At 69.9% G+C, this 24,633-nt stretch carries 22 protein-coding genes; 11 read left to right on the plus strand and 11 right to left on the minus strand.

What is annotated here, in order from left to right; translation table 11 throughout:
- Window positions 1–234: 234 nt before the first annotated feature.
- From HMPREF3165_RS10815 to HMPREF3165_RS10830, 4 genes are all read left to right on the plus strand, one after another.
- The gene (locus HMPREF3165_RS10815; RefSeq protein ID WP_009407606.1) at window positions 235–972 is read left to right on the plus strand and encodes a response regulator transcription factor; all 738 of its coding nucleotides are present in this window, start codon (window positions 235–237) and stop codon (window positions 970–972) included.
- Window positions 972–2,570, plus strand: coding sequence for a sensor histidine kinase (locus HMPREF3165_RS10820; RefSeq protein ID WP_070513397.1), 1,599 nt, complete (start codon window positions 972–974; stop codon window positions 2,568–2,570). Before HMPREF3165_RS10815 ends, HMPREF3165_RS10820 begins: the two co-directional genes overlap by 1 nt.
- Before the next feature lie 141 nt (window positions 2,571–2,711).
- Entirely contained in the window at window positions 2,712–4,121 is a 1,410-nt protein-coding gene (locus HMPREF3165_RS10825; RefSeq protein WP_070513400.1) for an HD domain-containing protein, read from the plus strand.
- Between the two features lie 205 nt (window positions 4,122–4,326).
- Window positions 4,327–4,686, plus strand: coding sequence for a WXG100 family type VII secretion target (locus HMPREF3165_RS10830; protein ID WP_070513403.1), 360 nt, complete (start codon window positions 4,327–4,329; stop codon window positions 4,684–4,686).
- Window positions 4,687–4,913: 227 nt separating this feature from the next.
- On the opposite strand, the gene groL is transcribed toward HMPREF3165_RS10830, so the two are convergent.
- The 3 genes from groL to HMPREF3165_RS10845 form a co-directional block, all read right to left on the minus strand.
- The gene (gene groL / locus HMPREF3165_RS10835) at window positions 4,914–6,536 is read right to left on the minus strand and encodes a chaperonin GroEL (RefSeq protein WP_003788944.1); all 1,623 of its coding nucleotides are present in this window, start codon (window positions 6,534–6,536) and stop codon (window positions 4,914–4,916) included.
- Window positions 6,537–6,850: 314 nt separating this feature from the next.
- Window positions 6,851–8,338: a glycoside hydrolase family 15 gene (locus HMPREF3165_RS10840; protein ID WP_070513406.1), complete on the minus strand. Its 1,488-nt coding sequence runs from the start codon at window positions 8,336–8,338 to the stop codon at window positions 6,851–6,853.
- Window positions 8,339–8,344: 6 nt separating this feature from the next.
- Window positions 8,345–8,983: a LytR C-terminal domain-containing protein gene (locus HMPREF3165_RS10845; protein WP_083303301.1), complete on the minus strand. Its 639-nt coding sequence runs from the start codon at window positions 8,981–8,983 to the stop codon at window positions 8,345–8,347.
- A 118-nt stretch (window positions 8,984–9,101) separates the two neighbouring features.
- Between HMPREF3165_RS10845 and HMPREF3165_RS10850 the strand changes: the two genes are divergently transcribed.
- The gene (locus HMPREF3165_RS10850) at window positions 9,102–9,779 is read left to right on the plus strand and encodes a uracil-DNA glycosylase (RefSeq protein WP_070513412.1); all 678 of its coding nucleotides are present in this window, start codon (window positions 9,102–9,104) and stop codon (window positions 9,777–9,779) included.
- A gap of 66 nt (window positions 9,780–9,845) precedes the next feature.
- Here the strand turns inward: HMPREF3165_RS10850 and HMPREF3165_RS10855 are convergent, their stop codons facing one another.
- Window positions 9,846–10,313, minus strand: coding sequence for a transcriptional accessory protein (locus HMPREF3165_RS10855; RefSeq protein ID WP_070513415.1), 468 nt, complete (start codon window positions 10,311–10,313; stop codon window positions 9,846–9,848).
- Window positions 10,314–10,526: 213 nt separating this feature from the next.
- Between HMPREF3165_RS10855 and ispF the strand changes: the two genes are divergently transcribed.
- From ispF to HMPREF3165_RS10875, 4 genes are all read left to right on the plus strand, one after another.
- Window positions 10,527–11,165 (plus strand): 2-C-methyl-D-erythritol 2,4-cyclodiphosphate synthase, encoded by a 639-nt coding sequence (ispF, locus tag HMPREF3165_RS10860; protein ID WP_256275299.1) that lies wholly within the window; start codon window positions 10,527–10,529, stop codon window positions 11,163–11,165.
- 125 nt (window positions 11,166–11,290) lie between these two features.
- Window positions 11,291–12,874 carry a cysteine--tRNA ligase gene (gene cysS / locus HMPREF3165_RS10865; RefSeq protein ID WP_070513418.1) on the plus strand — a complete coding sequence of 528 codons (1,584 nt, stop codon included), beginning with the start codon at window positions 11,291–11,293 and terminating at the stop codon, window positions 12,872–12,874.
- Between the two features lie 63 nt (window positions 12,875–12,937).
- Complete coding sequence (gene rlmB, locus HMPREF3165_RS10870; RefSeq protein ID WP_070513421.1) at window positions 12,938–13,936, plus strand: 23S rRNA (guanosine(2251)-2'-O)-methyltransferase RlmB; 999 nt, start codon at window positions 12,938–12,940, stop codon at window positions 13,934–13,936.
- A gap of 186 nt (window positions 13,937–14,122) precedes the next feature.
- On the plus strand, window positions 14,123–15,364 hold the full coding sequence (locus HMPREF3165_RS10875) for a hypothetical protein (protein WP_070513424.1): 1,242 nt from the start codon (window positions 14,123–14,125) through the stop codon (window positions 15,362–15,364).
- 26 nt (window positions 15,365–15,390) lie between these two features.
- Here the strand turns inward: HMPREF3165_RS10875 and HMPREF3165_RS10880 are convergent, their stop codons facing one another.
- The gene (locus HMPREF3165_RS10880; RefSeq protein ID WP_141745055.1) at window positions 15,391–15,939 is read right to left on the minus strand and encodes a TetR/AcrR family transcriptional regulator; all 549 of its coding nucleotides are present in this window, start codon (window positions 15,937–15,939) and stop codon (window positions 15,391–15,393) included.
- A 55-nt stretch (window positions 15,940–15,994) separates the two neighbouring features.
- Here HMPREF3165_RS10880 and HMPREF3165_RS10885 point away from each other — a divergent pair, with 55 nt between their 5' ends.
- Window positions 15,995–16,789, plus strand: coding sequence for an SDR family oxidoreductase (locus HMPREF3165_RS10885; RefSeq protein ID WP_070513430.1), 795 nt, complete (start codon window positions 15,995–15,997; stop codon window positions 16,787–16,789).
- A gap of 274 nt (window positions 16,790–17,063) precedes the next feature.
- Here HMPREF3165_RS10885 and HMPREF3165_RS10890 read toward each other — a convergent pair whose 3' ends face one another.
- The 4 genes from HMPREF3165_RS10890 to HMPREF3165_RS10905 all read right to left on the minus strand — a co-directional run bounded on the left by HMPREF3165_RS10890 (window position 17,064) and on the right by HMPREF3165_RS10905 (window position 20,834).
- Window positions 17,064–17,519: a hypothetical protein gene (locus tag HMPREF3165_RS10890; protein WP_070513433.1), complete on the minus strand. Its 456-nt coding sequence runs from the start codon at window positions 17,517–17,519 to the stop codon at window positions 17,064–17,066.
- Between the two features lie 40 nt (window positions 17,520–17,559).
- On the minus strand, window positions 17,560–18,039 hold the full coding sequence (locus tag HMPREF3165_RS10895; RefSeq protein WP_070513435.1) for a hypothetical protein: 480 nt from the start codon (window positions 18,037–18,039) through the stop codon (window positions 17,560–17,562).
- 112 nt (window positions 18,040–18,151) lie between these two features.
- Window positions 18,152–19,525: a DUF4032 domain-containing protein gene (locus HMPREF3165_RS10900; protein ID WP_070513438.1), complete on the minus strand. Its 1,374-nt coding sequence runs from the start codon at window positions 19,523–19,525 to the stop codon at window positions 18,152–18,154.
- A 181-nt stretch (window positions 19,526–19,706) separates the two neighbouring features.
- Entirely contained in the window at window positions 19,707–20,834 is a 1,128-nt protein-coding gene (locus HMPREF3165_RS10905; RefSeq protein WP_003788927.1) for an ABC transporter ATP-binding protein, read from the minus strand.
- 354 nt (window positions 20,835–21,188) lie between these two features.
- On the opposite strand from HMPREF3165_RS10905, the gene HMPREF3165_RS10910 reads away from it, so the two are divergent.
- Window positions 21,189–23,240 (plus strand): serine/threonine protein kinase, encoded by a 2,052-nt coding sequence (locus HMPREF3165_RS10910; RefSeq protein WP_070513440.1) that lies wholly within the window; start codon window positions 21,189–21,191, stop codon window positions 23,238–23,240.
- Window positions 23,241–23,336: 96 nt separating this feature from the next.
- Here HMPREF3165_RS10910 and HMPREF3165_RS10915 read toward each other — a convergent pair whose 3' ends face one another.
- Together HMPREF3165_RS10915 and HMPREF3165_RS10920 are read right to left on the minus strand one after the other, a co-directional pair.
- On the minus strand, window positions 23,337–23,735 hold the full coding sequence (locus HMPREF3165_RS10915) for a hypothetical protein (RefSeq protein WP_256275285.1): 399 nt from the start codon (window positions 23,733–23,735) through the stop codon (window positions 23,337–23,339).
- A 446-nt stretch (window positions 23,736–24,181) separates the two neighbouring features.
- Window positions 24,182–24,622, minus strand: coding sequence for a hypothetical protein (locus HMPREF3165_RS10920; protein WP_083303302.1), 441 nt, complete (start codon window positions 24,620–24,622; stop codon window positions 24,182–24,184).
- Window positions 24,623–24,633: the final 11 nt, after the last annotated feature.

Below are 24,633 nucleotides of genomic sequence, written 5' to 3' on the forward strand. Positions count from 1 at the left end.
GGGGCGGCGACAGGTGTCGCCGCCCCGCCTCATGTCACAGCCCGACTCACCGGAGAGTCGCAGGCGATCACCCCGGTTCAAGCAGCAACCACACAGCTCCCCCGTTTTGTGGGAATTCCAAGACTTCCTGGGTCTACAATTGGTGTGAGGTCACACGAACCACTTGACCTATCAACAGCGACCATTCGGAAGTCGTTCAGGAAACGACCAGAAACTGAAGGAATGGTGAGACTCATGGAGCGTTCCCAGCAGTCCCGCACCGAAGCTCACCTCCTTGTCGTCGACGATGAACCCAACATCCGCGACCTGCTGGCCTCGTCCCTGCGCTTCGCAGGCTTCGAGGTCTCGATCGCAGGCGACGGCAACGGCGCGCTGAAGACGGTGGAGAAGACATCCCCCGACCTGGTGGTCCTTGATGTCATGCTGCCCGACATGGACGGCTTCACCGTGGCCCGGCGCCTGCGCGAGCGTGACGTGACCACCCCGATCCTCTTCCTGACCGCCCGCGATGACATGGCGGACAAGGTTCAGGGCCTGACCGTCGGCGGCGATGACTACGTCACCAAGCCCTTCGGGCTGGAGGAGGTCATCGCCCGCATCCGCGCCATCCTGCGCCGCACCCACGCCATTGAGAACCAGGACGACGGCGTCGTGCGCGTGGCCGACCTGGTCCTGGACGAGGACGCCCACGAGGTGTACCGCGCCGAGGTCGAGGTGGATCTGTCCCCCACCGAGTTCAAGCTCCTGCGCTACCTCATGCTCAATGCCGGGCGCGTCGTGTCCAAGGCCCAGATCCTCGACCACGTCTGGGAGTACGACTGGAACGGTGACGCCGCGATCGTGGAGTCCTACATCTCCTACCTGCGCCGAAAGGTGGACCAGATCCAGGGAGCCGACGGCCAGCCCGTCACCCCACTCATCCAGACTCGTCGCGGAGTCGGCTACATGCTCCGCGAACCCAAGGCCGAGTGATGGCGGCGGCGCGTGGGGGGAGCACGCGCCCGGCCAAGTCGTCCGGTAAGCAGCACCGCCCGATCAAACGGGGCCGATGGCACCCGATCACCGCGATTCAGCGGCCCTGGCAGGCAATGCCGCTGCGCACGCGCCTGACCCTCATGACCACCGGCCTGCTCGCCATCGGGCTCATCGTCGTCTCCTTCGTGGTGACCTCGCTGCTCTACAGCCACATGATGGGCCAGATCGACAGCCAGCTGCGCACCACCTCCGTGGCCATCGGAAGCCAGGGACTGGCCCAGATCCGCGAGGGCGGGACCAGCAGCACCACCTTCCCCTCGAACTACTACGTCAAGGCCGAGTACCTCGACCCCACCCGCAACGGGGAGTGGATCTCGCCGGACACCGCCGCCACGTACGGCCGGCCCCAGATCAAGGGCCTGGACTACCGGCGCGCCCTGGCCCACGCGGACAAGAACGACTTCCCGATCACGACGGTCAACTCCGATCAGCCCGGCCACCAGTGGCGGATGATTACCCTGCTCATCCGGGACCAGAACACCGGCGAGTACACCGGTGCCGTGGCCCTGGCCCTCCCGCTGAGCGACGTCATGGAGACCGTCGAGCGCACCCGCCTCGTAGTGGCCCTGGCCGACGTCTCGATCATCTCGGTGGGCGCCCTCTTCGCCACCTACCTGGTCCACCGCTCGTTCCGCTCCCTGCGCCAGATCGAGAGCGTGGCCGCCCGGATCGCCCACGGCGACCTGTCCGCACGCATTCTGGTCACCGAGCCGCGCACCACGGAGGTGGGCTCGCTGCAGCGGGCGATCAACACGATGCTCACCCAGAACGAGAGCTCCTTCGCCGCCCAGGTCGTGGCCCAGGAGCGGATGACGCGCTTCGTCTCCGATGCCTCCCACGAGCTGCGCACCCCCCTGGCCGCCATCCGCGGCTACGGCGAGCTCTACCGGATGGGCGGGGTGCCCGCGAACAAGACCGGTGAGGTCATGGGGCGCATCGAGACTGAGTCCAACCGGATGGGGCGCCTCGTCGACGATCTCCTCCAGCTGGCCCGGATCGACGAGAGCCGGGAGATGTCGATGGAGCCGGTCAACCTCACCGACCTGGCCGCCGGGGCCCTCAGCGACATGATGGTGCTGGCCCCCGAGCGCGACTGCGGCCTCATCCCCCTCGACCCCCGCGACGAGGCCGCCGGCAAGGAGGCCCCCTCGCTTCAGGTCATCGGTGACCGCGACCGCCTCTCCCAGATCCTCACCAACCTGCTGGGCAACGTGGTGCGCCACACCCCTTCCGGGACGCCGGTGGAGATCGCCATCGGCATGGCGCCCCCGCGGGCCAACCCGACGGCGCAGCCGGTCGTCGTCGTCGAGGTCCGCGACCACGGCCACGGCGTGCCACCGGAGGCGGCCGAGAAGGTCTTCCAGCGCTTCTACCGCTCGGACACCTCCCGCAACCGGGAGACCGGAGGCTCCGGCCTGGGCCTGGCGATCGTGCTGGGGATCGTGGCCGCTCACAAGGGCACCGTCCAGATGCTCCAGACCCCCGGCGGCGGCGCCACCGTCCACATCGAGCTGCCGCCCGCGCCGGCCTGGTAGGCCTCGCCGCCGCACCTCAGGCAGCGCCGGCGGGCCTCGATCACGATAAGAGTGGCACGCCAGACACTGTGTCACGTCGACGTCACGGCGAGGACAGTCCTACGATGGCACGCGTTCCATTTCCAACACGGAGACTGACCCATGGGTGTTATCGAAGCACCGCAATGGCTTCTGCCCGCCTTCACCCGCTCGGTGAAGGCGATCGGCGCCACGCAGCCCCCAGAGGCGATCGGCTCCGCCGGCGAGCTCCTCATTGAGCGCTGGTCCACACCGGATCGTCGCTTCCACAATCTTCGCCACCTCATCGACATGCTCGCGCGGGTCGATGAGCTGGCCGAGGAGTCGCACGACCCGGACATCATGCGGGTCGCCTGCTGGTACCACGGCTGCGTCTTCTCCTCCGACGTCGAGGAGGTCATCCGCGGCAACGGCGGCGAGGACGAGACCGCCTCGGCCGCCTTCGCCGAGGCCGACCTGCGTCACCTGGGTGTCCCGATGGAGACGGTCAAGCGGGTGTGCAGCCTCATCGTCAACCTCAAGCGGCACATGCTCGCCGATGACGACATCGACGCCCAGGCCCTCATCGACGCCGACCTGGGCACCCTGGCCGTGGACCCCCAGACCTACACCGAGTACGTGCGGCTTCTGCGCGAGGAGTACTCCCACATCCCCGTGGAGGAGTACCTGCGCGGCCGCCTGACGATCGTCTCCCGCCTGCTGGACCGCGATCATCTCTTCCACTCCCCGCTGGGCCAGCGCTGGGAGCACCCGGCCCGCGAGAACCTGGCGGCCGAGCAGCGACGTCTCCACGAGAAGCTCGCCAAGCTCGCCGATGAGCAGGGAGCGCAGGCCGTTCCGGCGGCCCCGGAGGCCGGGGCCGCTCAGGAACCGGCGCGTCCCGCACCGGCCGCCCCCGTGGGCGATCCTGCCGGCGCCGCCGCCCCCGTTCCCGGGCAGCTGGGCGAGGCCGCCGAACGCGCCCCTCGCACCCCTCCGCTGGGCCTCCAGGCGCTGCCCGCCGAGGACCCTCTGGCCGGCCCCGCCCAGGACGGCGACACCCTGCGTCTGAATCCCACCGAGCTCAGGGCCCTGAGGGCCACGGTACCTCCGTCGAGCGCAACGACACCCGCCGCCCCGGCCGCCACGGCGTCCTCAGGATCGCCGGCGGCTCCGGCATCATCCTCCTCCCCGTCGAGCGCCTCCTCGCCGCGCACCCCCGCCCGCGGGATCCCGGCCGTGGCCTCGGCACGCCGCCCCGTCGAGGCGCCCGCTGAGCGCGGCGAGGGGCGCGAGGACAAGGACGGCGAGGAGGCGATGACGCACACCGCCTCCATGGAGTCGTGCATCGCGGACCTGGACCTGCTCATGTGCTCACGCAACCGCTCCGACGACGGCGAGGACCGCCGCGCCCGGGTCCAGGCCGAGCGGGACAAGCTCACCGAGAAGCTGCGGGCCAAGACCCAGGAGGCCAAGGAGCTGCGCGAGGCCCGCACCGGCGAGATCGCCCCCATCACCGAGGAGATCATCGACGACGGCGCCGGGGACCTCTGAGGCTCCGGCCTCCCCTTCCCTCAGGGACGGCCCGCCGTCTGCGGGGCCACAGGCCACGATCTGCAGGCCCACTCCACAGGGCCGGATCCTCGCCCGGTACGCCGCCGGCCGGGCCCCTACCGTGAGAGGCACAGCGCGCACCTCGGTGCACCACCAGCACACCGCGCACGGCCCTCGGGCCGCCTCTCACGAAAGGACGCCCCTCATGCCCACCTACTCCGTCGATACTGCCGCGGTGGCTGACACCGCCGCCCGGACCCGTACCCGCATCGCGACGATCCAGACCGAGGTCGATGGCATGCGGGGAGACATCGGCCTGCTCCAGACCTGCTGGACCGGGACGGCGTCGGACTCCATGGCCGCCTGCGCGGCCGACTGGCACCTCACCCAGATCCAGGTGCAGTCCAACCTCGATCAGATCAGCCTGGCCCTGGACAACGCCGCCGTGTGCTACGACGACGCCGAGACCTCCAACCAGGGCCGTTTCGCCGGCTCAACGCCGGCTCCCGCGCCCACACCGGCTCCCGCACCGGCCGCCGGCTCGGCGCCCTTGGGCGCCTGGTAGGAGGCGCCGACGGCGAGGCTCGCTCAGGACTGCGCCGTCTGGCCTCAGCGTGAGCGCCACGCGGTCCTGCCCGCACAGGCCAGCCGACCCGCCCAGCACGGACAGGTACGGATACGGCGGCGGGCCGCCCCTCACGTGTGTGAGAGACGGCCCGCCGCGGTTCCGGGACCGGCCGACGTCGCGGCCGGGCTACCGGGTGATGACTGGCTCGTCGGCAGTCGCGTCGATCAGTACATGCCACCCATGTCGCCGGCGCCACCGTCGGCCGGGGCGGCCGGGGGCTCGGGCTTGTCGGCCACGACGGCCTCGGTGGTCAGGAACAGACCGGCGATGGAACCGGCGTTCTGCAGGGCGGAGCGGGTCACCTTGACCGGGTCGGCGATGCCGGCGGCCAGCAGGTTGACGTACTCACCGGTGGCGGCGTTGAGGCCCTCACCGGTGGGCAGGTTGCGCACGCGGTCCACGACCACGCCGCCCTCGAGGCCGGCGTTGGCAGCGATCTGCTTGAGCGGGGCCTCCACGGCGACCTTGACGATCGCGGCGCCGGTAGCCTCGTCGCCCTCGAGCTTGAGGGTGTCGAGGACCTCGGCGGCCTGGAGCAGGGCGACGCCACCACCGGCGACGATGCCCTCCTCGACGGCGGCCTTGGCGTTGCGCACGGCGTCCTCAATGCGGTGCTTGCGCTCCTTGAGCTCCACCTCGGTGGCGGCACCGGACTTGAGGACGGCCACGCCGCCGGCCAGCTTGGCCAGACGCTCGGAGAGCTTCTCGCGGTCGTAGTCGGAGTCGGAGTTCTCGATCTCCAGGCGGATCTGGGCGGTCCGGGCCTCGATGGCCTCCTTGTCGCCGGCGCCCTCGACCAGGGTGGTGTCGTCCTTGGTGACGACGACCTTGCGGGCCTGGCCCAGGTCCTCCAGGGTGGCGTTCTCGAGCTTGAGGCCGACGGTCTCGGAGATGACCGTACCGCCGGTGAGGATGGCCATGTCCTGCAGCATCGCCTTGCGGCGGTCACCGAAGCCGGGGGCCTTGACGGCCACGGACTTGAAGGTGCCGCGGATGCGGTTGACGACGAGGGTGGCCAGGGCCTCGGCCTCGACGTCCTCGGCGATGATGGCCAGCGGCTTGCCGGTCTGCATGACCTTCTCCAGCAGCGGGAGCAGGTCCTTGACGTTGGAGATCTTGGACTCGACCAGCAGGACGTAGGCGTCCTCCAGGACGGCCTCCTGGCGGTCGGGGTCGGTGACGAAGTAGGGGGAGATGAAGCCCTTGTCGAAGCGCATACCCTCGGTGACCTCGAGCTCGAGGCCGAAGGTGTTGGACTCCTCGACGGTGACGACGCCCTCGTGGCCGACCTTCTCCAGGGCCTCGGCGATGAAGGCACCGATCTGCTCGTCGGCGGCGGAGATGGAGGCGGTGGCCGCGATCTCCTCCTGGGTCTCGACCTCCTTGGCGTCGGCCAGCAGGCGCTCGACGACGGCCGCGACGGCCTTCTCGATACCGCGGCGAACGGCGATCGGGTTGGCGCCGGCGGCGACGTTGCGCAGGCCCTCGCGCACCAGGGCCTGGGCCAGGACGGTGGCGGTGGTGGTGCCGTCGCCCGCGACGTCGTCGGTCTTCTTGGCGACCTCCTTGACGAGCTCGGCGCCGATCTTCTCGTAGGGCTCCTCGAGCTCGATCTCCTTGGCGATGGTCACGCCGTCGTTGGTGATCGTGGGGGCGCCCCACTTCTTGTCGAGCACGACGTTACGGCCCTTGGGGCCCAGGGTGACCTTGACGGTGTCGGCGAGGGTGTTGAGGCCGCGCTCCATGCCGCGGCGGGCCTCCTCGTCGAAGGCGATGATCTTGGACATTGAGTTTCCTCCACTGCGTGGTAGGGGCGGCCGGTTCGTGCCCGCGACGGACGGATCGGTCCCGGGCGTTCACGTCACGCCCGACGCCGGCCCTCACGTTCCAGCCTGGATGAACTTGGTGCATTCAAGGATGCTTTGTCACTCGAGGTGCCCGAGTGCTAACCGCAATGCTGGCACTCTCAGTCCTTGAGTGCAAGGAGCTCAGTTCTCATCGGCACTGAATCCTCCGACGGCGAAGCAGGGAATCCCGCCGGGCCCGCGGGTGGGCCAGCGGGAGGTCCCGCAGCCGGTCCTGCCTCGGGCCGCTGCCTGAGTCAGGAGGGCGGGGCCTCGGTCCGTGAGCCAGTGGCCAGCAGGATGAGTGCGCAGGTCCAGGCCAGGGGCGCGGGCCCCGCCGGGGCGCCGTCGGCCAGGACCTTCTCCGGCAGAGCGCCGGCAGCGGTGCGGTGCGCCTCGAGCCACGCCAGCAGCCGGGTCCCTTCCTCCTCCATTCCAAGCGCCAGGGCCGACCAGGCCATGAGGGCGGTCTCCGGTGTCCAGGAGATACCGTCATCGCGCCAGCCCGCTCCCGGGGCGAGGCCCCCGGTGGGGCGGTGCATGCGTGCGGCCGCCGTCTGCCGCACTGTTCGGGCCCCGGCCAGCGGCCGGGTGAAGGGAGGCAGGACCAGGGCGATGGCGGCGTCGACGTCGTCGCGCCGCAGATGGCGGCCCCAGGCGGGGGCGAAGTTGCGCTCCATGGCGCTGCGCACCGCTGTCACCCGCTCGGCCAGGGCCTGGGCGGGGCCGCCGAGGTCGATCCCGGCCCGGGCCAGCGCCGTCGCCGCCTCCAGCCCCAGGAGCACCGGGGCGGCCGTCCCCAGGGTGAGGACCGTCTCGGCGACCTCCCAGTAGTCGGGCGAGGCCGCCGGCAGACGGGAGGGCGTGTCCGTGATCCCCAGGAGCCGGGAGGCGGCGCGCGCCAGGGGCGCGCCCAGGCGGTCACGCAGGTCGGCGGCGGGAACGCCGTCGGCCAGGAGCCGGCCCGCGGCCCACAGGAACCATCCAGCGCCGTCAGCCTGGGCGGGGCGGTTGTCCGGCACGCGGCCGCTGCTGGTGTAGCGGGCCTCGAAGCCGCCGTCGGCCCGCTGCCAGGAGGCCAGGTTGCCCAGAACCCCCAGCGCCTCATCGGCCAGGTTCACGGCACTGAAGGCGGCCGCGGCGAAGGCGGCGTCCCGGGGCCAGACGTAGCGCCAGATGCTCATGGGCGCCGCCACGACCGCACCCGGGGGGAAGACCTCGGCCCCCGGCGGCAGAGCTTCGCGCGAGTCGCGCCCCTCCCGCCCGGCGCCCCCGGCGGAGGTGGGAGTCGGGGGCGGCGTCGACCCGGCGGAAGGTTCGGCAGACGGGTCAGCAGGGCCGGCGGGGACCATCGGACCGGGCATGAGTGCCGGTCCGGTCAGGGCCAGCAGGTCGGTCAGGGCGCCGTCGGCCAGGTCCGCCCACCGGCCTTGAGGAAGGCGGGCAGCCTGGCGGCGGGCGAGCGCCTGACGGGCCAGGGCGCTCTGCTGCGAGGTCGTCAGGCCCCACGGTTCGGGGGCCCGAGGCAGGCGGGTCCCCGGGACGTAGGCAACAGTGTCATCCGGGGCCATGGGGTACAGGACCCCTCCCCCGCCCACGACGAGCCCGCCGCTCAGCAGCGTCGGGGCGCGGCGGCCGAGGCCCACCAGGCGCGAGCCGCCCCAGAGGACCGCGGCGGCGGTGAGCGGGACCGCCGCGGCGAGAGCCAGGAACCGACGACGCCCGGGAAGCGCCAGTGGCCTCATGCCCCTTTACTGAGGCTTGTAGTCGTCACGCAGGATGACGGCGATCGAGGCGCCCTGGGTGTTCTCCGCGGTGCCCTCCACCACGTTGCTGATCCCGAGACGCTTGCCGACCTCCTCGGCCGCGGGCCGGGCCTGCGGGGAGCTGAAGTAGACCGTCGACTGGGCCGGCTCCGCGTTCTCGTAGACCCCGGGGATGACCTCCACTGCGGTGAAGCCGCCGTTGGTGAGCTTCTCGCTGGCCCCCTTGGCCAGGCCGTCGGTGTTCGTCCCGTTGGCCACCGAGACCCCGGTGTTGAAGTCCACGTTGCCGGAGGCGCTGGCCGAGGCACTGGGTTTGGCCGAGGCGGCGCCGCCCTTGTCGCCCTTGTCGCCCTTGCTGTCCGCGTTCTTGTTGCCACCGGCCTGTCCGCCCTGGGCGGGCTGAGAGGAGGAGACCGCGTCCGACGAGCCGGAGCCTCCTGAGCCGTTGAGGAACAGCGTCACCGCGCCCCAGGCGAGCGCCGGGACAATGATGATGATCGCCAGCAGCGGCACCCAGCTGCGCCACCTGGGCACCTGGGCACGGTGCACGCCCACAGGAACCGGGCCGTCATCATCGCCGACGTCGAACTCGTCCTCGGGGTAGTCATAGTTGCTCACGCTCACAAGATACCGGTCCGAGCGTCATTCGTCGGGTATTGCTCACCACGTCCGGCTCACAAGGCGGTGACATCGGGCCCGGCAGATTCCTGCGGTGTGGCAGGTGGGCCGTTAGGCTCGCGGCGTGACATCCGCCAAGCCCCTGTCCGAGATCATCGATCCCTCCTGGGCGCGCGCCCTGGCCCCCGTGGAGCCCACGGTCCATGAGATCGGGGAGCGGCTGCGCCAGGAGGTGGCCTCCGGCGTCGGGTACCTCCCGGCGGGGACCGACGTGCTGCGCGCCTTCACCTACCCGATGGAGGACGTGCGAGTCCTCATCGTCGGCCAGGACCCCTACCCCACCCCGGGCCATCCCATGGGGCTGAGCTTCTCGGTGGCGCCCGGCGTCAAGCCCCCGCGCAGCCTGGAGAACATCTTCCGCGAGCTGGTCAGTGACCTGGGTGTGCCCAGGCCGACGTCGGGGGACCTGACGCCGTGGTGCCGGCAGGGCGTCATGCTGCTCAACCGGGTGCTCACCGTTCGCCCGGGGGCGCCGGCCTCGCACAAGGGCTGGGGCTGGGAGAAGGTGACGCAGCGGGCGATCGAGGCCCTGGTGGAGCGCGGCGGCCCGCTCGTGGCGATCCTGTGGGGGCGGCCGGCGCAGTCGCTGACCCCGATGCTGGGGCAGACCCCCATCATCGCCTCACCGCACCCGTCTCCGCTGTCGGCCTCGCGCGGGTTCTTCGGCTCGCGCCCCTTCAGCCGCGCCAACGCGATCCTCACCGAGATGGGGGCCGCACCCGTCGACTGGCGCCTACCCTGAACGTCGAGGGCCGGCCCGCTCAGCGCCGACCAGCCCCCTTGGTGGAATCGCGCCCGTGAGGGCTGCTCAGCCGGCGAAGGGCGAGTAGAAGGAGAACACGAGACCTCCGATGCACTCGAGCGCACCAAGCCACTGAAGGGGGATGAAGAAGAAGGTGTGGATGTTACGTCCCGCCCGTTCCGCATTGCGACTCTCGCCGGCCACGACCTGCTCGATCTGCTGAGCAGCCTCCGCCTCGGAAGACGGCTCCGGGGCACCGGGAGCCATCTGGAAGGCATCGTTGGCCACACGCTCCCACAGATCGGCCCGCAGCTGATTGCGGAAGTCCTCAGCATTCTGAGCCGGGCGAATGATGTTGAGCCACCGACCAAGGAAGAAGTTGGCCACCCCTGCCAGCAGAAACCCTATTCCGCCGCCCAGTGCTAACGCCGACTCGCTGGTCCCCAGCAGCGCCTCCACGACTGTCAGAGTTCCGAATACTCCCGCCAGAGTGACAAACAGACCCAGAATTCCCCAGCCACGCCAAATAATCATGGAGGCAATATAAATGCTTCCGCCTTCACTGAGTGCCGGAGAGACTGTGACCTTGGCCGGCAGGCCGCCACCGCATAGCGCTCGTCCTTCCGGTCCACTACCAGACCGGGCCGACGACGGCCGGGCCGCTCAGAACGCGGCCAGGTCCCATCTGGTAGACACGGCCCCATGTCCGCACGCCAGTCAGACCAGTCATCCCACGCTGCTCAGCCCATGGACGCCGCCTCCACCGGCGTCGTCCCCGGTGACGCCTCACCCGCCGCCCCCGACTCACAGGCCCCGGCACCGTCCCGGGCCCGCCACGCCGCCGGCCCGGCCACGATCGACCTGAACCAGATCGCCCAGTTCCTGCCGCGCACCGGCATCGGCACCGACGTGCATGCCTTCGCCGCCCCCGACTCGGGCACCCCCATGCACCTGGCCTGCCTGGAGTGGCCCGGCGAGGTGGGCCTGGCCGGTCACTCCGACGGCGACGTCGTCGCCCACGCCTGCTGCGACGCCCTGTTCTCGGCCGCCGGACTGGGCGACCTGGGCTCGAACTTCGGCACCGCCGAGCCCCAGTGGAAGGGGGCCTCCGGGACGGCGCTCCTGAGCGAGGCCGCCCGCCGGGTGCGCGAGGCCGGCTTCGAGATCGGCAACATCGCCGTCCAGCTCGTAGGTGAGCGCCCGCGCGTGGCCGCCCGCTCCGCGGAGGCCTCCCGTGCGCTGTCCGAGGCCGCCTCCGCCCGGGTCTCCTTCTCCGCCACCACCACTGACCACCTGGGTTTCCTGGGGCGCACCGAGGGCCTGCTCGACGTCGCCACCGCCCTGGTCTACCCGGTCCCCGACGCCGTTCGCCCGGTCGTGGGTTAGCCCTCGAGGTCGTACCCTGAACCCTCGACTGCGAGGACTAAGGTACGACCGCGACGTCGAGCACCTCGGGAAAAAGTCCTGGTCCTGGTAGACACCGGTGGCGGGCGGCCAGGTAGCCTGTGCCTGTGAGCATCACCCCCACTGAGTCCCCTGAGTCCGCGGGCCCCGCCGACTCCGCCGCCCGAGCGGACGCGCCGGCCCTGCGTCTGTACGACTCCGCCGCCCGCGCGATCGTGCCGCTGGCCCCCACGGCCACCCCCGGCCTGGTGACGATCTACCTGTGTGGTGCCACCGTCCAAGGCTCGCCCCATATCGGCCACATGCGCAGCGGCATCGCCTTCGACGTCCTGCGCCGCTGGCTCGAGCGCGGCGGCCAGGAGGTCCGCCTCATCCGCAACGTGACGGACATCGACGACAAGATCCTCAGCAAGTCCGCCGCCGCCGAGCCGCCGGTGCCGTGGTGGGCCTGGGCCCAGCGCTTCGAGCGGGAGTTCGACGCCGCCTACCGCGCCCTGGGCGTGGACGCCCCCACCTACGAGCCGCGCGCCACCGGCCACATCCCCGAGATGATCGACCTGGTCCAGCGCCTGCTGGACGCCGGCCACGCCTACGTCGGAGAGTCCGGCAACGTCTACTACGACGTGCGCTCCCTGCCCGGCTACGGGTCCCTCACCAACCAGCGCCTGGAGGACCTGGCCACCACCGAGGACGAGTCCCAGCTCGACGACGACGTCGAGGCCGACAAGCGCGACCCACGCGACTTCGCCCTGTGGAAGGCCGCCAAGCCCACCGAGCCGGCCGACGCCGCCTGGGACGCCCCCTGGGGTCGGGGCCGGCCCGGCTGGCACCTGGAGTGCTCGGCCATGTCGCGCCGCTACCTGGGCGAGACCTTCGACATCCACGGCGGCGGCATCGACCTGCGCTTCCCGCACCACGAGAACGAGCAGGCCCAGTCCCACGGAGCCGGCTGGGGCTTCGCGCGCCATTGGGTCCACAACGCCTGGGTGACCATCAAGGGCGAGAAGATGAGCAAGTCGCTGGGCAACTCCCTGGTGGTGGCCGAGCTGCTCAAGCGCTACGACGCCGCCGTGCTGCGCCTGGCCCTGGGCACCGTCCACCACCGCTCCACCGTGGAGTTCTCCGAGGAGACCCTGGCCGACGCCGCCGCCCTGTGGGAGCGACTGTCCGGCGCGATCCTGCGGGCCTACGAGTTCTGCGACGGCGGGGACGCCAACCCCGTCGACGCCTCCGCCGAGCAGGTGCGCGCCCGGGCCCTGCCGGCCGAGTTCACCACCGCCATGGATGAGGACCTCAACCTGGCCGGCGCCATGGCGGTCGTCCACGCCACCCTCAAGGCCCTCAACGTAGCCCTCACCCAGGCCGCCCCGAGCGGCGGCCAGGGGGCCGACGACGCCCTGCGCGCCTCGGTGACCGGCCTCGCCCTGGACCTGCGCTCCCAGCTCGACGTCCTGGGCCTGGACCCGCTGGCCGAGCCCTGGCGCACCCGGGTCCTCGACGGTGCCGGCTCCTCCCAGGGCGGTGCCGCCATGGAGGCCCTCGACCGTCTCATCCGCCACGACCTGGAGGAACGGGCCCAAGCCCGCGCCGCCAAGGACTGGTCGCGCGCCGACGCCCTGCGCGACAAGCTGACCGGGGCCGGCGTCGTCGTCGAGGACTCCCCCTCGGGCGCCCGCTGGCACCTGGCCTGAGCGACCCGCCCGCCGCCCACGACTCTTTCGCATCAACTCGTACCGTCACGAACAGGAGGCCGGATGCCCGGCAACGAGCAGTACCCCGGCGCCAAGCGCCGCCCCGGCTCGAAGAAGGGCCCCACGAAGGGCTCGGGCGGCCAGCGCCGCAAGGGCCTGGAGGGCAAGGGCCCCACCCCGCGCGCGGAGAACCGCGTCGGCCACCCCAAGGCCCGGGCGAAGGCCCGCGCCGAGTCCCGGGCCGCCCAGCCCACCCGCGCCAAGCAGCTGGAGAAGATCAAGCGCCGCTTCGACGTGCCCGAGGACCACGAGATCCTGTGCGGGCGCAACGCCGTGGCCGAGGCCGCCTACGCCTCAGTGCCGATCACTCGGGTCTTCATGGCGGTCTCCGCCCAGTCCGACGACCGCCTGGGCGCCGTGGTGCGCCGCGCCGCCCTGCTCGGCGCCCCGGTGCTGGAGACCACCAAGCTGGACCTGGACGCCCTGACCGACTCCGCCACCCACCAGGGCGTGGCCATCGAGGTGCCCGCCTACGAGTACACCACTGCCCGCGACCTGCTCGAGCGCGCCCGCGCCCTGGGCCACACGCCGCTGCTCGTGGCCCTGGACCAGGTGACCGACCCCCACAACCTCGGCGCGGTCCTGCGCAGCGCTGGAGCCTTCGGAGCCGACGGCGTCATCATCCCCGAGCGCCGCTCGGTGGGCGTCAACGCCACCGTGTGGAAGGTGTCGGCCGGCGCCGCCGCCCGGGTGCGCGTGGCCCGCGAGACGAACCTCGTGCGCACCCTGGAGCAGCTGAAGAAGGAGGGCTGCTTCGTCGTCGGCCTGGACGGCTCGGGCAGCACCGCCGTCGAGGACCTCACCCTGGCCGACTCACCCCTGGTGCTGGTCACCGGCGCGGAGGGCGCGGGCCTGTCCCGCCTGGTGCGCGAGACCTGCGACGTGCTGGCCTCGGTGCCGATCAGCCGCAGCGTGGAGTCCCTCAACGCGGCCGTGGCCACGGGTATCAGCCTCTACGAGGTCGACCGTCTGCGGCGTCGGGCCGCCGGCGCCGGCAGCTGACCCCCGCCGCTCAGGACCGGCCCAGCCCCGACAGAGCCTGCCGATCCTGCCGATCCTGCCGATCCTGCCGATCCGATGGATCCGACGGATCCGGCCACCCCGGCAGGAAAAGCGCCCGGTTTACACTTCTCCAAGACGGCCCCGTTGCTGACACAATGGGCCGCATCCGATCCACAGGAGGTCCCCATGGCCCAGGACGCTTCGCAGCGCTGGAACCGCACCGACGGCGTGCTCATCGCGCCGGGCACGACGCCGGAGGCGGTCGCCGACGCCTTCGCCGAGCGCGGGGTAGTCGTGCGCCTGGAGTGGTTCCCGGCCACCACCCACCTGCTCAGCCTGACCCTCATGACCGACGTCGAGGGCCGGGTCGCGGTGACGCCGCCCTCACGCGGGGGCGTTGTGCCCGGCCCGAGCGTCAGTGAGCTCGTGGAGTCCCTGGCCCGGCAGTTCACGGCCGACGTCGCCGTGGGCCCGGCGACCTTCAACGCCCTGCCCGACGACGTCGAGCTGCCCTCGATCACCCACCACGGCTCGGCCAGTGCCCGCACCGTGGTGATCTCCCCGATGAGCGCCTACATGGTGCCGCTGCAGGCCACCCTGCTGGAGCGGCCCCTGGCGGTGGCCTCGACGCCGAGCCTGGACCGCCGCATCGTCATGTACTCCGGTGAGGGCACGGAGCTGGGAACCTTCGGCTGGGACGATGAGTCCCTGCCGGCCCTGGTGCTGACCTCCGACTCCGAGGACATGTCCATCCGCGCCATCCCCACCGGGGACCCGGAGGACGACGCCGTCTTCTCCTGGGGCATGACGTCGCGCTACGTGTGGGGCGGGGTCAAGGAGCCCGGCCCGGCCCTGAGGTCCCTGGTGGATGAGCTGCTGGCCGACCTGACCGATGCGTCGGGGATCGTCGCCGCCGTCCCGGGCGCGGACCTGGAGGCCGCGGCCGCCGCCATCGTCAAGCCCGGCATCGACGGATTCGCGGCCATGCTTGAGGCCCTGGGCCTGCCCGACTGGGTGCTGGAGGTCCTCACCGGCCGCCTGGCGCCGGTGGAGGTTCCCGGCGTCGTCGTGCACGAGCCGCGCGGGCTGTCCAACGCGGTGGGCCGCAGCGTGGGCCTGCTGCTGGCCGACCCCTCCACCCCGGGCTCGGCCTTCTGGCAGGGCTACGTGCGCACGGTGACGGACAAGCCGTGGGCGGTGCGGGGCGCCGCGCTGCTCGAGGCGGGTCTGGGCGGGGCCCTCGTGGGGGCCGCCGTGCGCCGTCGTCGCTCGACCGGCAGCATCCCGGGCGGGATGGCGGCCGTGGGGGCCTTCCTGCTGGTGGACGCCATCACCGAGGTCTCGCTGGCCTCCTGGACGCGTCACCGCGAGCTGCGCCGCCGCGCCGACGAGGAGATGGCCCTGGTCGCCGAGGAGCTCGGCGCCTAGAAGCGTCACGCCGCAGGGCGGGCCGGTCAGTCAAGCCCCTCGAGGTAGGCCCTCAGCACCCTGCGGGCATTCACGGGTGCAGCCTTGGCCGCCTGGTACATGAGCAGGGCATCCACCAACCCCACCAGATCGGGAGCGTGAGCAGAGGCCTGGTTGATACCCGCAGCAAGGAGTATCCGCTCGGCCAGACGCGTCAGCGGCTGCCTGACCGGCGCTTCCGCTGTGAGCAGCTCCCGGAGCTCGACGTCGTCGCGCAGCTCGAACAGCAGAGCCCCACGCGCGGCCTGGGCGTCCGCACGCCGCGCCATATGCTCCAAGATGCCGACGACGATCTCGGCGGCCTCCTGCCGGCTGACCGACGCGGGGATCTCAAGGTCGTTGATGTCAGCCTGTGAGCCCTCGGAGAGGCGGTTGACCACAAGCGCCAGCAGATCACGGCGAGTCCGGGCGTAGTAGGAGGTCGACCCGCGGGGCAGACCCGCCTCCGTATCGACCTGCAGATGAGTGAGGGCATGCACCCCGTCACGGGCGATGAGCCCGACCCCGGCGTCACCGATGTGCTCCCTGCGCCCCATCGTGCCTGCTCCTTGCTTTCCGACCACAATGACCTCTACGATCATAGAACACTCTATGATCGTAGAGGTCTACGCGACGGCCGGATCGGGCCATGAGGAGGCGACCGCAGTGAAGGTGGCAGTTGTCGGAGCAGGTGACTCAGGGAAAGCCATCAAGCGAGCCCTGCAGGCGGCCGGGGCGCAGGTGACGCTGCACTCGCGCCGTACCGGATTCGACGTCCTGCATGACGACGGAGCTGTCGCGCTGTCCGGCGCGGATGTCATTGTGGAGGCCACCGGACGGTTCACCACCAGCAAGAGGGTCGCCACCGACTTCTTCACGCGCTCGACCCGCGCCGTGTCCGCGGCAGCGAACGCCCTGGGAGCCAGGCACGTCCTGTTGTCGATCGTCAACTGCGACCTTCCGGAGGTGCAGGGCTACGGCTACTTCGCGGGCAAGTGCGCGCAGGAGCGGCTTGCTCAAGACTTGAGCAAGCGCATGTCGCTGGTTCGCTCGACCCAGTGGTTCGAGTTCGCCGAGCAGAACATGGAGCGCATGCGCTACGGCCCCATCTCGCTCGTTCCCTCGATGAGGATGCGGCCGGTCAGCCTCGATTCCGTTGCTGAGACGGCGGCCCGGGCGGCCCTGAGCGAGACCGACGGTCAGACCTACCAGGTCGCAGGACCGGAGGTCATGACGCTGTGGGAGATGACCGCACAGCTGCCGAGCCTCGTGGCGAAGCCGGTCCCCCTGGTGGTTCCCACCGGCTGGGGACTCGCTTTCCGTCGCGGCGCACTGATTCCCGGCGAGGACGTCCCTGCAGCGGGTCCCACCTACGCGCAGTGGCTACAAGAACGGCGCCACCCCTAGCCAACAGGATCACCGGTGGAGGCAGCCACGCTCACCCTGGCGGGGGCGACGTGTACTGCGCGCCGTTGGGATATTGCCCCGGAGGATGGAGCCCGCGGGGACCTTCGACGCCGTCGGGGACATTTCTCTACGGCCGGGGACCTTCGACGCCGTCGGGGACAGGATTCCTGTCCCCGGACGCGTGAGGTGTCCCCCTCCGGGGCGGAATGCACCCGGACGCGCAGGATGTCCCCACCCGTAAGCCCCGCCCGTAGGCCGCAGGCGCGCCGACTAACTACTCAGGCATCCCCCGGCTCAAGATAATCAGCAACGGCACCACGCCGGCGACGAGAATATGCAACAGCACCAGCAGCACGAAGATCAGCGACCCCTTCTCGGTTCGGGACATGCCGCGGTGCTTTCCTATGCTCAGCGCCCCTGGGTCGCCACGAAGGATCGAGGCGCGGTAGAACACCGGGACCACCTGGCCGGGCTGCACGACGAACTCAAGACGCGGCTTGGGACTGAGGAAGGCCGCGAAGTGGTAGGAGACGACTGTCACCGGCCCCGGCGGCACCGCAATCCTCACGAACTGGCCCGCGGAAAGGCGCATCGACCAGCCGTTGATCGTGATGGACACGGTGCTCTTGCCCGGCAGTGAGACGGACGGGTCGAAGTACAGGTCGATGAACGCGCTGTTCTGTGGCGTGGCCCCGGGCAGGGCCTGAAAACCTTGACTGTACGCACTCATCCCAGCTCTCCCTCAGTCTTCACTCGATACGCAACGCCAGCTAGGACGCGCCCAGGCTGTTGAGAAACCAGAACACCAGCCCCATGAAAATGGCGAACACGGCCATCGAGCCGAGAATGACGGCGAACATGATCTTCATGGAGTTGAGATCGTTCCGCTCGGAGGGCGAGAGCCCCTCGAACCTCTGGAACGTCAGTGATCCAGGGTTGCGCTCGAAATGGGAAGCCCGATAGAACACCGGCACCCTCTGACCGACATGCACAGAAAAGTCAAGCCGTGCCGTCGAACTGTAGAGGAGCTGGTTGATCTGCTGCACAACAATCGACACCGGCCCGGCCGGAACCGCCAACGCGACGGACTGACCGAAGCCCAGCCACAGCTGGTAACCATTGATGACGAGCGACACCCTCGACCTTCTGGGGTATCCCTTGATGGACGGGTCGAAGTACAGGTCGATGAAGGCGCTGTTGTCCGGCGTGGCCCCGGGCAGGGCCTGGAATGCGGGCACGTCCTGGCTCATATCCCCGTCACGGCCCTTCTCATCGCCTCAACTGATGTGAGGCCAGACTATCAACCGGCCGGGCGTTACCGGGCGCGAACGACGACGCACTAGCCGGCCTGCTGGGCGCGCCCTACTCCCCCTTGAACTTCATACCGGCGGTGAAGCCAAAGGGGTTGGCGGCGTAGTCGGCCAGGGTCTGCTCGTCGCGGGCGGCGAACTCGGCGTCGTCCTCGGGCATCGGCTCATCGGTGTCGTCGACGACGATCGCCTCCATCTCCTGGGTGTCGCCGACCCCCAGGTAGGCCCGCTCGTCGCGGTGCTGGGGCAGCACCGTGGCCACATAGTCCTCCACCGCCTCCTGGGTGGTGACGTAGCGGTCCTGGGCCTCGGACATGTACCAGCGGTGCTCGAGGATCTCGTGGAAGATCTCCGCGGGCTCCAACTTGCGGCGCATCTCGACGGGAACGGAGTGAATGGTGGGCTCGAAGACCTCCGCCAGCCAGGAGTGGGCCACCAGCTCAATCGGGTCCTCGCTGCGGCCGGTGATGGCCCGGTAGGCCTCCAGGTCGTTGAGCATGCGCTGACCCTGACGCTCCTGGACGTCCAGGCCGGTCAGTCGCATCACCTGGCGGTGGTAGTGGCCGGCGTCGACAACCTTGGGCTGAATGGTGATGTGGTTGCCGTCGGAGTCGGTGTTCATGGCGAGCTCGGCGACGTCGTAGCCCATCTCGTTGAGCTTCTCGACCCGGCGGCGCAGGCGCCAGCGCTCATCCATGGAGAAGGACTCCTTGGCGGTGAGCACGTCCCACAGCTCGGTGTAGCGGCTGACGATCCGGTCCCCCACCTCAATGGTGTCCACGGTCGGCTCCAGCAGGGCGCCGGCCTGGAGGTCCATGAGCTCGCCGATGATGTTGGTGCGGGCCACGTCGATGTCGTAGAGGCGCTTTCCGTCCGTGAGCCCCTCGGGGTAGAGCTCCCCGGTCTCGGCGTCCACCAGGTAGGCGGCGAAAGCCCCGGCGTCGCGGCGGAAGAGCGTGTTGGACAGGGACACGTCCCCCCAGTAGAAGCCCAGCAGGTGCAGGCGCACCAGCAGCACGGCGAGGGCGTCGATGAGTCGGGTGGCGGTCTCGGGCCGCATGTACTGGCTGAACAGCGCCCGGTAGGGCAGGGAGTAGGACAGGTGCTCAGTGACGAGCACCGAGTTGAGCTCCTCACCGGTGACGCTGCTGCGGCCGGTGATAACCGCCGTCGGATGCACGCAGGGCGCCCCCAGGCGCAGCAGGTCGCGCAGGAGCTCGTACTCGCGGTGGGCCACGGACTCGCCGATCTCCTTGACCGCGATGACGCGCTCGGAGAGGTTGACGAAACGCACGATGTGGCGGGACAGACCACGGGGCAGCGCGGCGAGGACCTCGGTGGGCCACTCCTCCAACGGCGTCTCCCAGGGGAGGTCGAGCAGCGCCGGATCAATGGTCGCCGCCGTGATCTTCATGGACTGGGACATGGGGTCATTCTTTCAGGCCAGAACCCAATTTGCTTTCCAAGACATGAGCCGCCGACCACACTTCTGACAGTGCCGGCCGCTGAACCTCCCCGCCGGACGTGTGGGCCACCGGCCCCCGCGGTGAGTGCGGCGACGGCGCCGCCCCCAAGGAAGGGGAACGGCGCCGTCGTGCTCAGCATCCTCAGGCGGGCAGGCGCTTGCCGGTGGAGGCGGAGAAGATGTGCTCCTGACCGGGGCGGATCCGCACGTAGACGGTCTCACCCGGCTCGGGGGCGGTACGCGGAGGCACGCGCACGATGATCTGGCTGGAGTCCTCACCGGAGCCGAGCTTGGCCTCGGACTCCTCGGCGCCGACGAGCTCACCGTAGATGTAGGCGTCGGAGCCCAGCTCCTCCACGAAGGACAGGCGCACCGGGATGGAGTGCTCGTCCTGGGCGGAGACGACGTCGAGCGACTCGGGGCGGAACCCGATGGTCACCTTGCCGCCGTCCTCGGGGGTGATGGCGTCCAGGGTCGCCTTGGACAGCTGGATCTTGGCGGCGCCGACGGTGGCGACGTCCCCCTTGACCGTGAACTGCCCCAGGTTCATGGCCGGCGAGCCGATGAAGCCGGCAACGAAATCGTTGGCGGGGTGGTCGTACATCTCGCGCGGGGTGCCGACCTGCTGGAGCACGCCGTCCTTGAGGACCGCGATGCGGTCGCCCATGGTGAGGGCCTCGGTCTGGTCGTGGGTGACGTAGACCGTGGTGACGCCCAGCGAACGCTGGAGCGAGGCGATCTGGGTGCGGGTCTGCACACGGAGCTTGGCGTCCAGGTTGGACAGCGGCTCGTCCATGAGGAAGACCTTGGGCTTACGCACGATGGCGCGGCCCATGGCCACACGCTGACGCTGACCACCGGAGAGGGCCTTGGGCTTGCGGTCCAGGTACTCGGTCAGACCGAGGATCTTGGCGGCCTCGCGCACGCGCTTGTCGATCTCGGCCTTGGGGGTGCCGGCGATCTTGAGGGCGAAGCCCATGTTGTCGTGCACGGTCATGTGCGGGTAGAGCGCGTAGTTCTGGAAGACCATGGCGATGTCACGGTCCTTGGGCTGAACGTCGGTGACGTCGCGGTCACCGATGAGGATACGACCGGCGTTGACGTCCTCCAGGCCCGCAAGCATGCGCAGGGAGGTGGACTTACCGCAGCCGGAGGGGCCAACGAGTACGAGGAACTCGCCATCGGCGATCTCGAGGTTGAGAGCGTCAACGCTGGGGCGGTCATTGCCCGGGTAGATACGTGTGGCGTTCTCGAAAGTCACAGTTGCCATGAGTGGTGCTATCCCTTCACCGGCAGGTACGTGCCGGACGATCCGTCGTGAAAGGTGCCGATGCGTGTCCGCATTGACACGTGCCGCGATCAGCCGTTCGACCGCGGACGGGCTCATCTTGACACAGGTTTCCCGCTTTGACCAGAGATTCTCAGCAATCAGTCAGCCCGGTCCTCGACGGCGATGACGGACGGTGGAGACCTCCCCATCCCCGCCGTCGGAATCCGCCCGACCCGATACCGGCAATCCGGCTCCACCACTGGCTTTACTCCCGCGACATGGCCCACAGTCGGGCGAAGAGCCCCACAGGTTCGGGGCGCCCACGAGCGAATCCGGGCCGGTACTGTGGGGGCCATGACGCAGAACTTCGACGCGCACCCGGGCGAGCCGGTCACCCTGAGCAAACTGCGCGCCGGTACCTCAGTGGGGGGATACCGGCTTCTGCGTCGCCTGGGCGCCGGCGGTATGGGCGTGGTGTGGGAGGCCACCGATGAGGGTGGGCGCCATGTGGCCATGAAGATCCTCCACCCGCAGATCGCCGCGGACCCCACGGCACGGCGCCGCCTGGACCGGGAGGCCAGCGTCCTGGCCCGGGTGAGGGACACGCGCGTGGCGCGCATCCTGGACATCGAGACCGGGGACGGCTCCCAGGGCATCACCTTCGTCATCACCGAGCTCATCGAGGGCCCCACCCTGCAGCACGAGGTGGAGCACGAGGGCGTCTACGACCTGACCACTGACGCCCGTGACCTGGCCGACCTGGCCCACGGACTGGTCGACTCGCTGCGCGCGGTGCACGCCGCCGGCGTCATCCACCGCGACCTCAAGCCCTCCAACGTCATGCTCGGCGCGCAGGGGCCGGTTCTCATCGACTTCGGCATCGCCCAGGTGGCCGACGACGTCCGCCTCACGCAGACCGGCCAGGTCACGGGTACGCCGGGGTTCATTCCCCCGGAGATGCTCGACGGCGGGGAGCCGAATGCCGACGTCGACTGGTACGCCTGCGCGGGCGTGCTCCTGTTCACCGTCACCGGTCTGGCACCCTTCGGTTCGGGCGCCTGGCAGGTGGTCTTCCGGCGCGTCTACGCGGGCACCCCGGAGCTGGGGAACCTGGAGGAGGAGTGCCCGGCGCTGGCGCGGGCCTTCACGGCGGCACTCGCCCCTGAGGCGGAGAACCGCCTGACCCCGGACGGCCTGCTCGAGGTGCTCGACGAGATCGCCGAGGGCGGGACCGGGCAGGAGGCGGTCGACCGGCTCCTGGGACCCGAGGACGAGGAGCCGGAGTTCAGCGAGCTGGAGCGGAACACCAGTACCTTTATCCCGGGTTACGGCTCGACCTCGGGGTCGCCTCGGGATGCTCGCAGCGCGACCTCGGCCTCCCCGGCCGCTTACGGCAGTCCCGTCTCCGCGCCCTCCGGCGCGGAGGGAGGGTACGGGTACTCGGCGCCGTCGGCCGCGTCCGGCGCTTCCACCCAGCCCCCACCGGCCATCCCACCTCGCCAGTGGTACCAGAACAGTTCGGCGATGTCCTCACGGGGGGCGCAGTCGATGCAGTACGGCGTGGGCGCTCCTGCACCTGCGGCCGCCTCGGGGGCGTACCCGCGGCCGGCGCCGTCGGGGCAGGTGCCGATGTTCCCCTATTCGGGTCAGCATCCGACGGCGTATCAGCCCGGTTACTCCCAGGCCGTCGCCGGTCCGACGGCTGCACCTTCGGTGGGAGCAATGGCGGGACCGATGGCAGCCGGCGCCCGGGGGGCACAGATCAGCCGCGGCAACACTCCCAGACGTCCGGGGGAGCTGCCCCAGTGGGCGCAGGAGCCGGTGCGTCACCCGATAGCGATGCTGGCCCTGTGGTTCATGCTGTCCGCGGCCGGGATCTTCAGACCGGTTTGGATGGCGATCATCGCGGCGATTCTGACGGTGGTGGCCGGCGCTGTAGGCCGGGCCCAGGACGCTCGGCGTTGGAACCGGCTTCAGAGGGGCGGCACCTCGCCGTCGGACGACTCCCGCATGTGGGCCATGACCCCGTGGTACCTGGTGCGTTCGGCGATCTCTGTTGGCTTCGCTTTTCTTCTGGCCTCGGGGACTGCGTTCCTCTTCCTCATGGCTATTTTCTCATCGGATCTGGGGCAGGAAAAATCCGAGACTTTTGGATCGATCCCGCTACCTGTTCGTTTCTACACCATCTTCCTCTTGGGGGTAGCCCTGGACCTTCTCATCCTGTGGCTGGCGCCATGGGGTGCGGCGACGCGACGCGGTGGCGCACATATCCTCAATTCCGTCGCCCCCAGCGACAATGCCCGAAGGAACCTGGTCATGGCCATGTTGGGTATTGGGGCCGTGATATTGATTCTGTCCTTCGCTGGGCTGATGCCGATTCCGAGGATGAGCCCTTACGGGACCTGATATGCCGCTTCGGTGGCGAGCGCCATGGCTGCCCGGCGACTTCCGCCTCCGGGGCCCGCGGTGCGCTGGGCTCAATGCTGGCCCGTGCGGGCCTGGTCAACAGAAGAAGGGGAAGCCTCCGAAGCGGAGGGTCTTGCCGCGGTAGGCCCGAATCATTTGGACGGTGCACACCAGCACGTGGACCCCGACCATGACCAGCGCCATGATGATCGGGGTGCCCCACGGGATGAAAGGCAGCGATTCATAGAAACTGTGCGCGATGGAGACCAGGGCGATCTGGATCGCCACCAGAGCCAGCTCCACCAGCAGCAGTGTCAGTCCCCAGCTCGCCGCCAGGCGGCGATTCGTCCGGGCCGGTTCCCGCAGGTCCTTCTTGTTCCACAGGCCGACCACGATCATCGCCACCATGGCGAACAGCACGTCGAGGATCGGCAGAGGCGCCAGCAGCCCGAACAGCCCTGCACTCCACGCCTCAGCACCAGAGGGAGCAGGCACCTTCACAGGCGCCGGAGCCATCATCGGCGCAGGCGCCACCCCAGGGGCCGGCACACCCGGAGTCCCAGGCGCAGGGAAGGCACCGTAGCCCGCCACTGGGCCCGACACGGATCGTCTGGAGGGATCGACCTCCGGCGCCGACTCCTGCATCGTGTAGTAACCACCCGAGGACGCCACAACCTCAGGCTCTTGCATCTCACTCACGCAATTTTCCCCGCTCACTCATCACCAGAGCGGCCGACCCTACCGGAACTCGGCTCATCAGCACCGTTACCCTCAGTCAGCCAGTCACGCAACAATGCCTCGCACTTCGCGACGACAGGGTTTCCCCGATCTCTCTGAGTACTTGACGTCAACTCACTCTCCCGCACTCTTGCTGCGGCACGTCTTGATGCAGTCGCGCGCCCTTTGCTCCCGCTGCACCCCCCGAGCCGGTTCTTCTACCTTCAGACCCCGATCTTCATCCAGTCGGGGATCGCACCGGGGTCACGGGGGAAGACCTCCAGCTCCTTGGCGCAGTCCTCCGCCGTGTAGGGCGGGTCGAGGACCGGCTCGCGGTCGTAGTCGAAGTCGGAGATGAGCTTGTATCCCTCGCTGCTCTTCATGGACAGTGCCGCCCAGGTCCAGGTTCCACCACGGGGGTGGGCCATGAGCGCCCGCAGGCGCACGGCCTCACGGACCAGCTCAACGGGCATCTCGTTCTCGGCCCACTGGGCGCGGCGCAGAATGCCGCGGGGCCTGAGCACCCGGCTCGTCACCGCGGCGCGCGTCCCCACCCCTTCGACCTCCACCACGACCTCCTGGGCACCCACGGACTGCATCCAACGGCCCCACTCAGTCGACATGTTCTGGAGCAGGACCATCTGCTCCTCCATCTGACCGCCCATAGGCCCATCCA

The organism is Actinomyces sp. HMSC08A09 (assembly GCF_001807465.1).
GTDB lineage: Bacteria > Actinomycetota > Actinomycetes > Actinomycetales > Actinomycetaceae > Actinomyces > Actinomyces oris.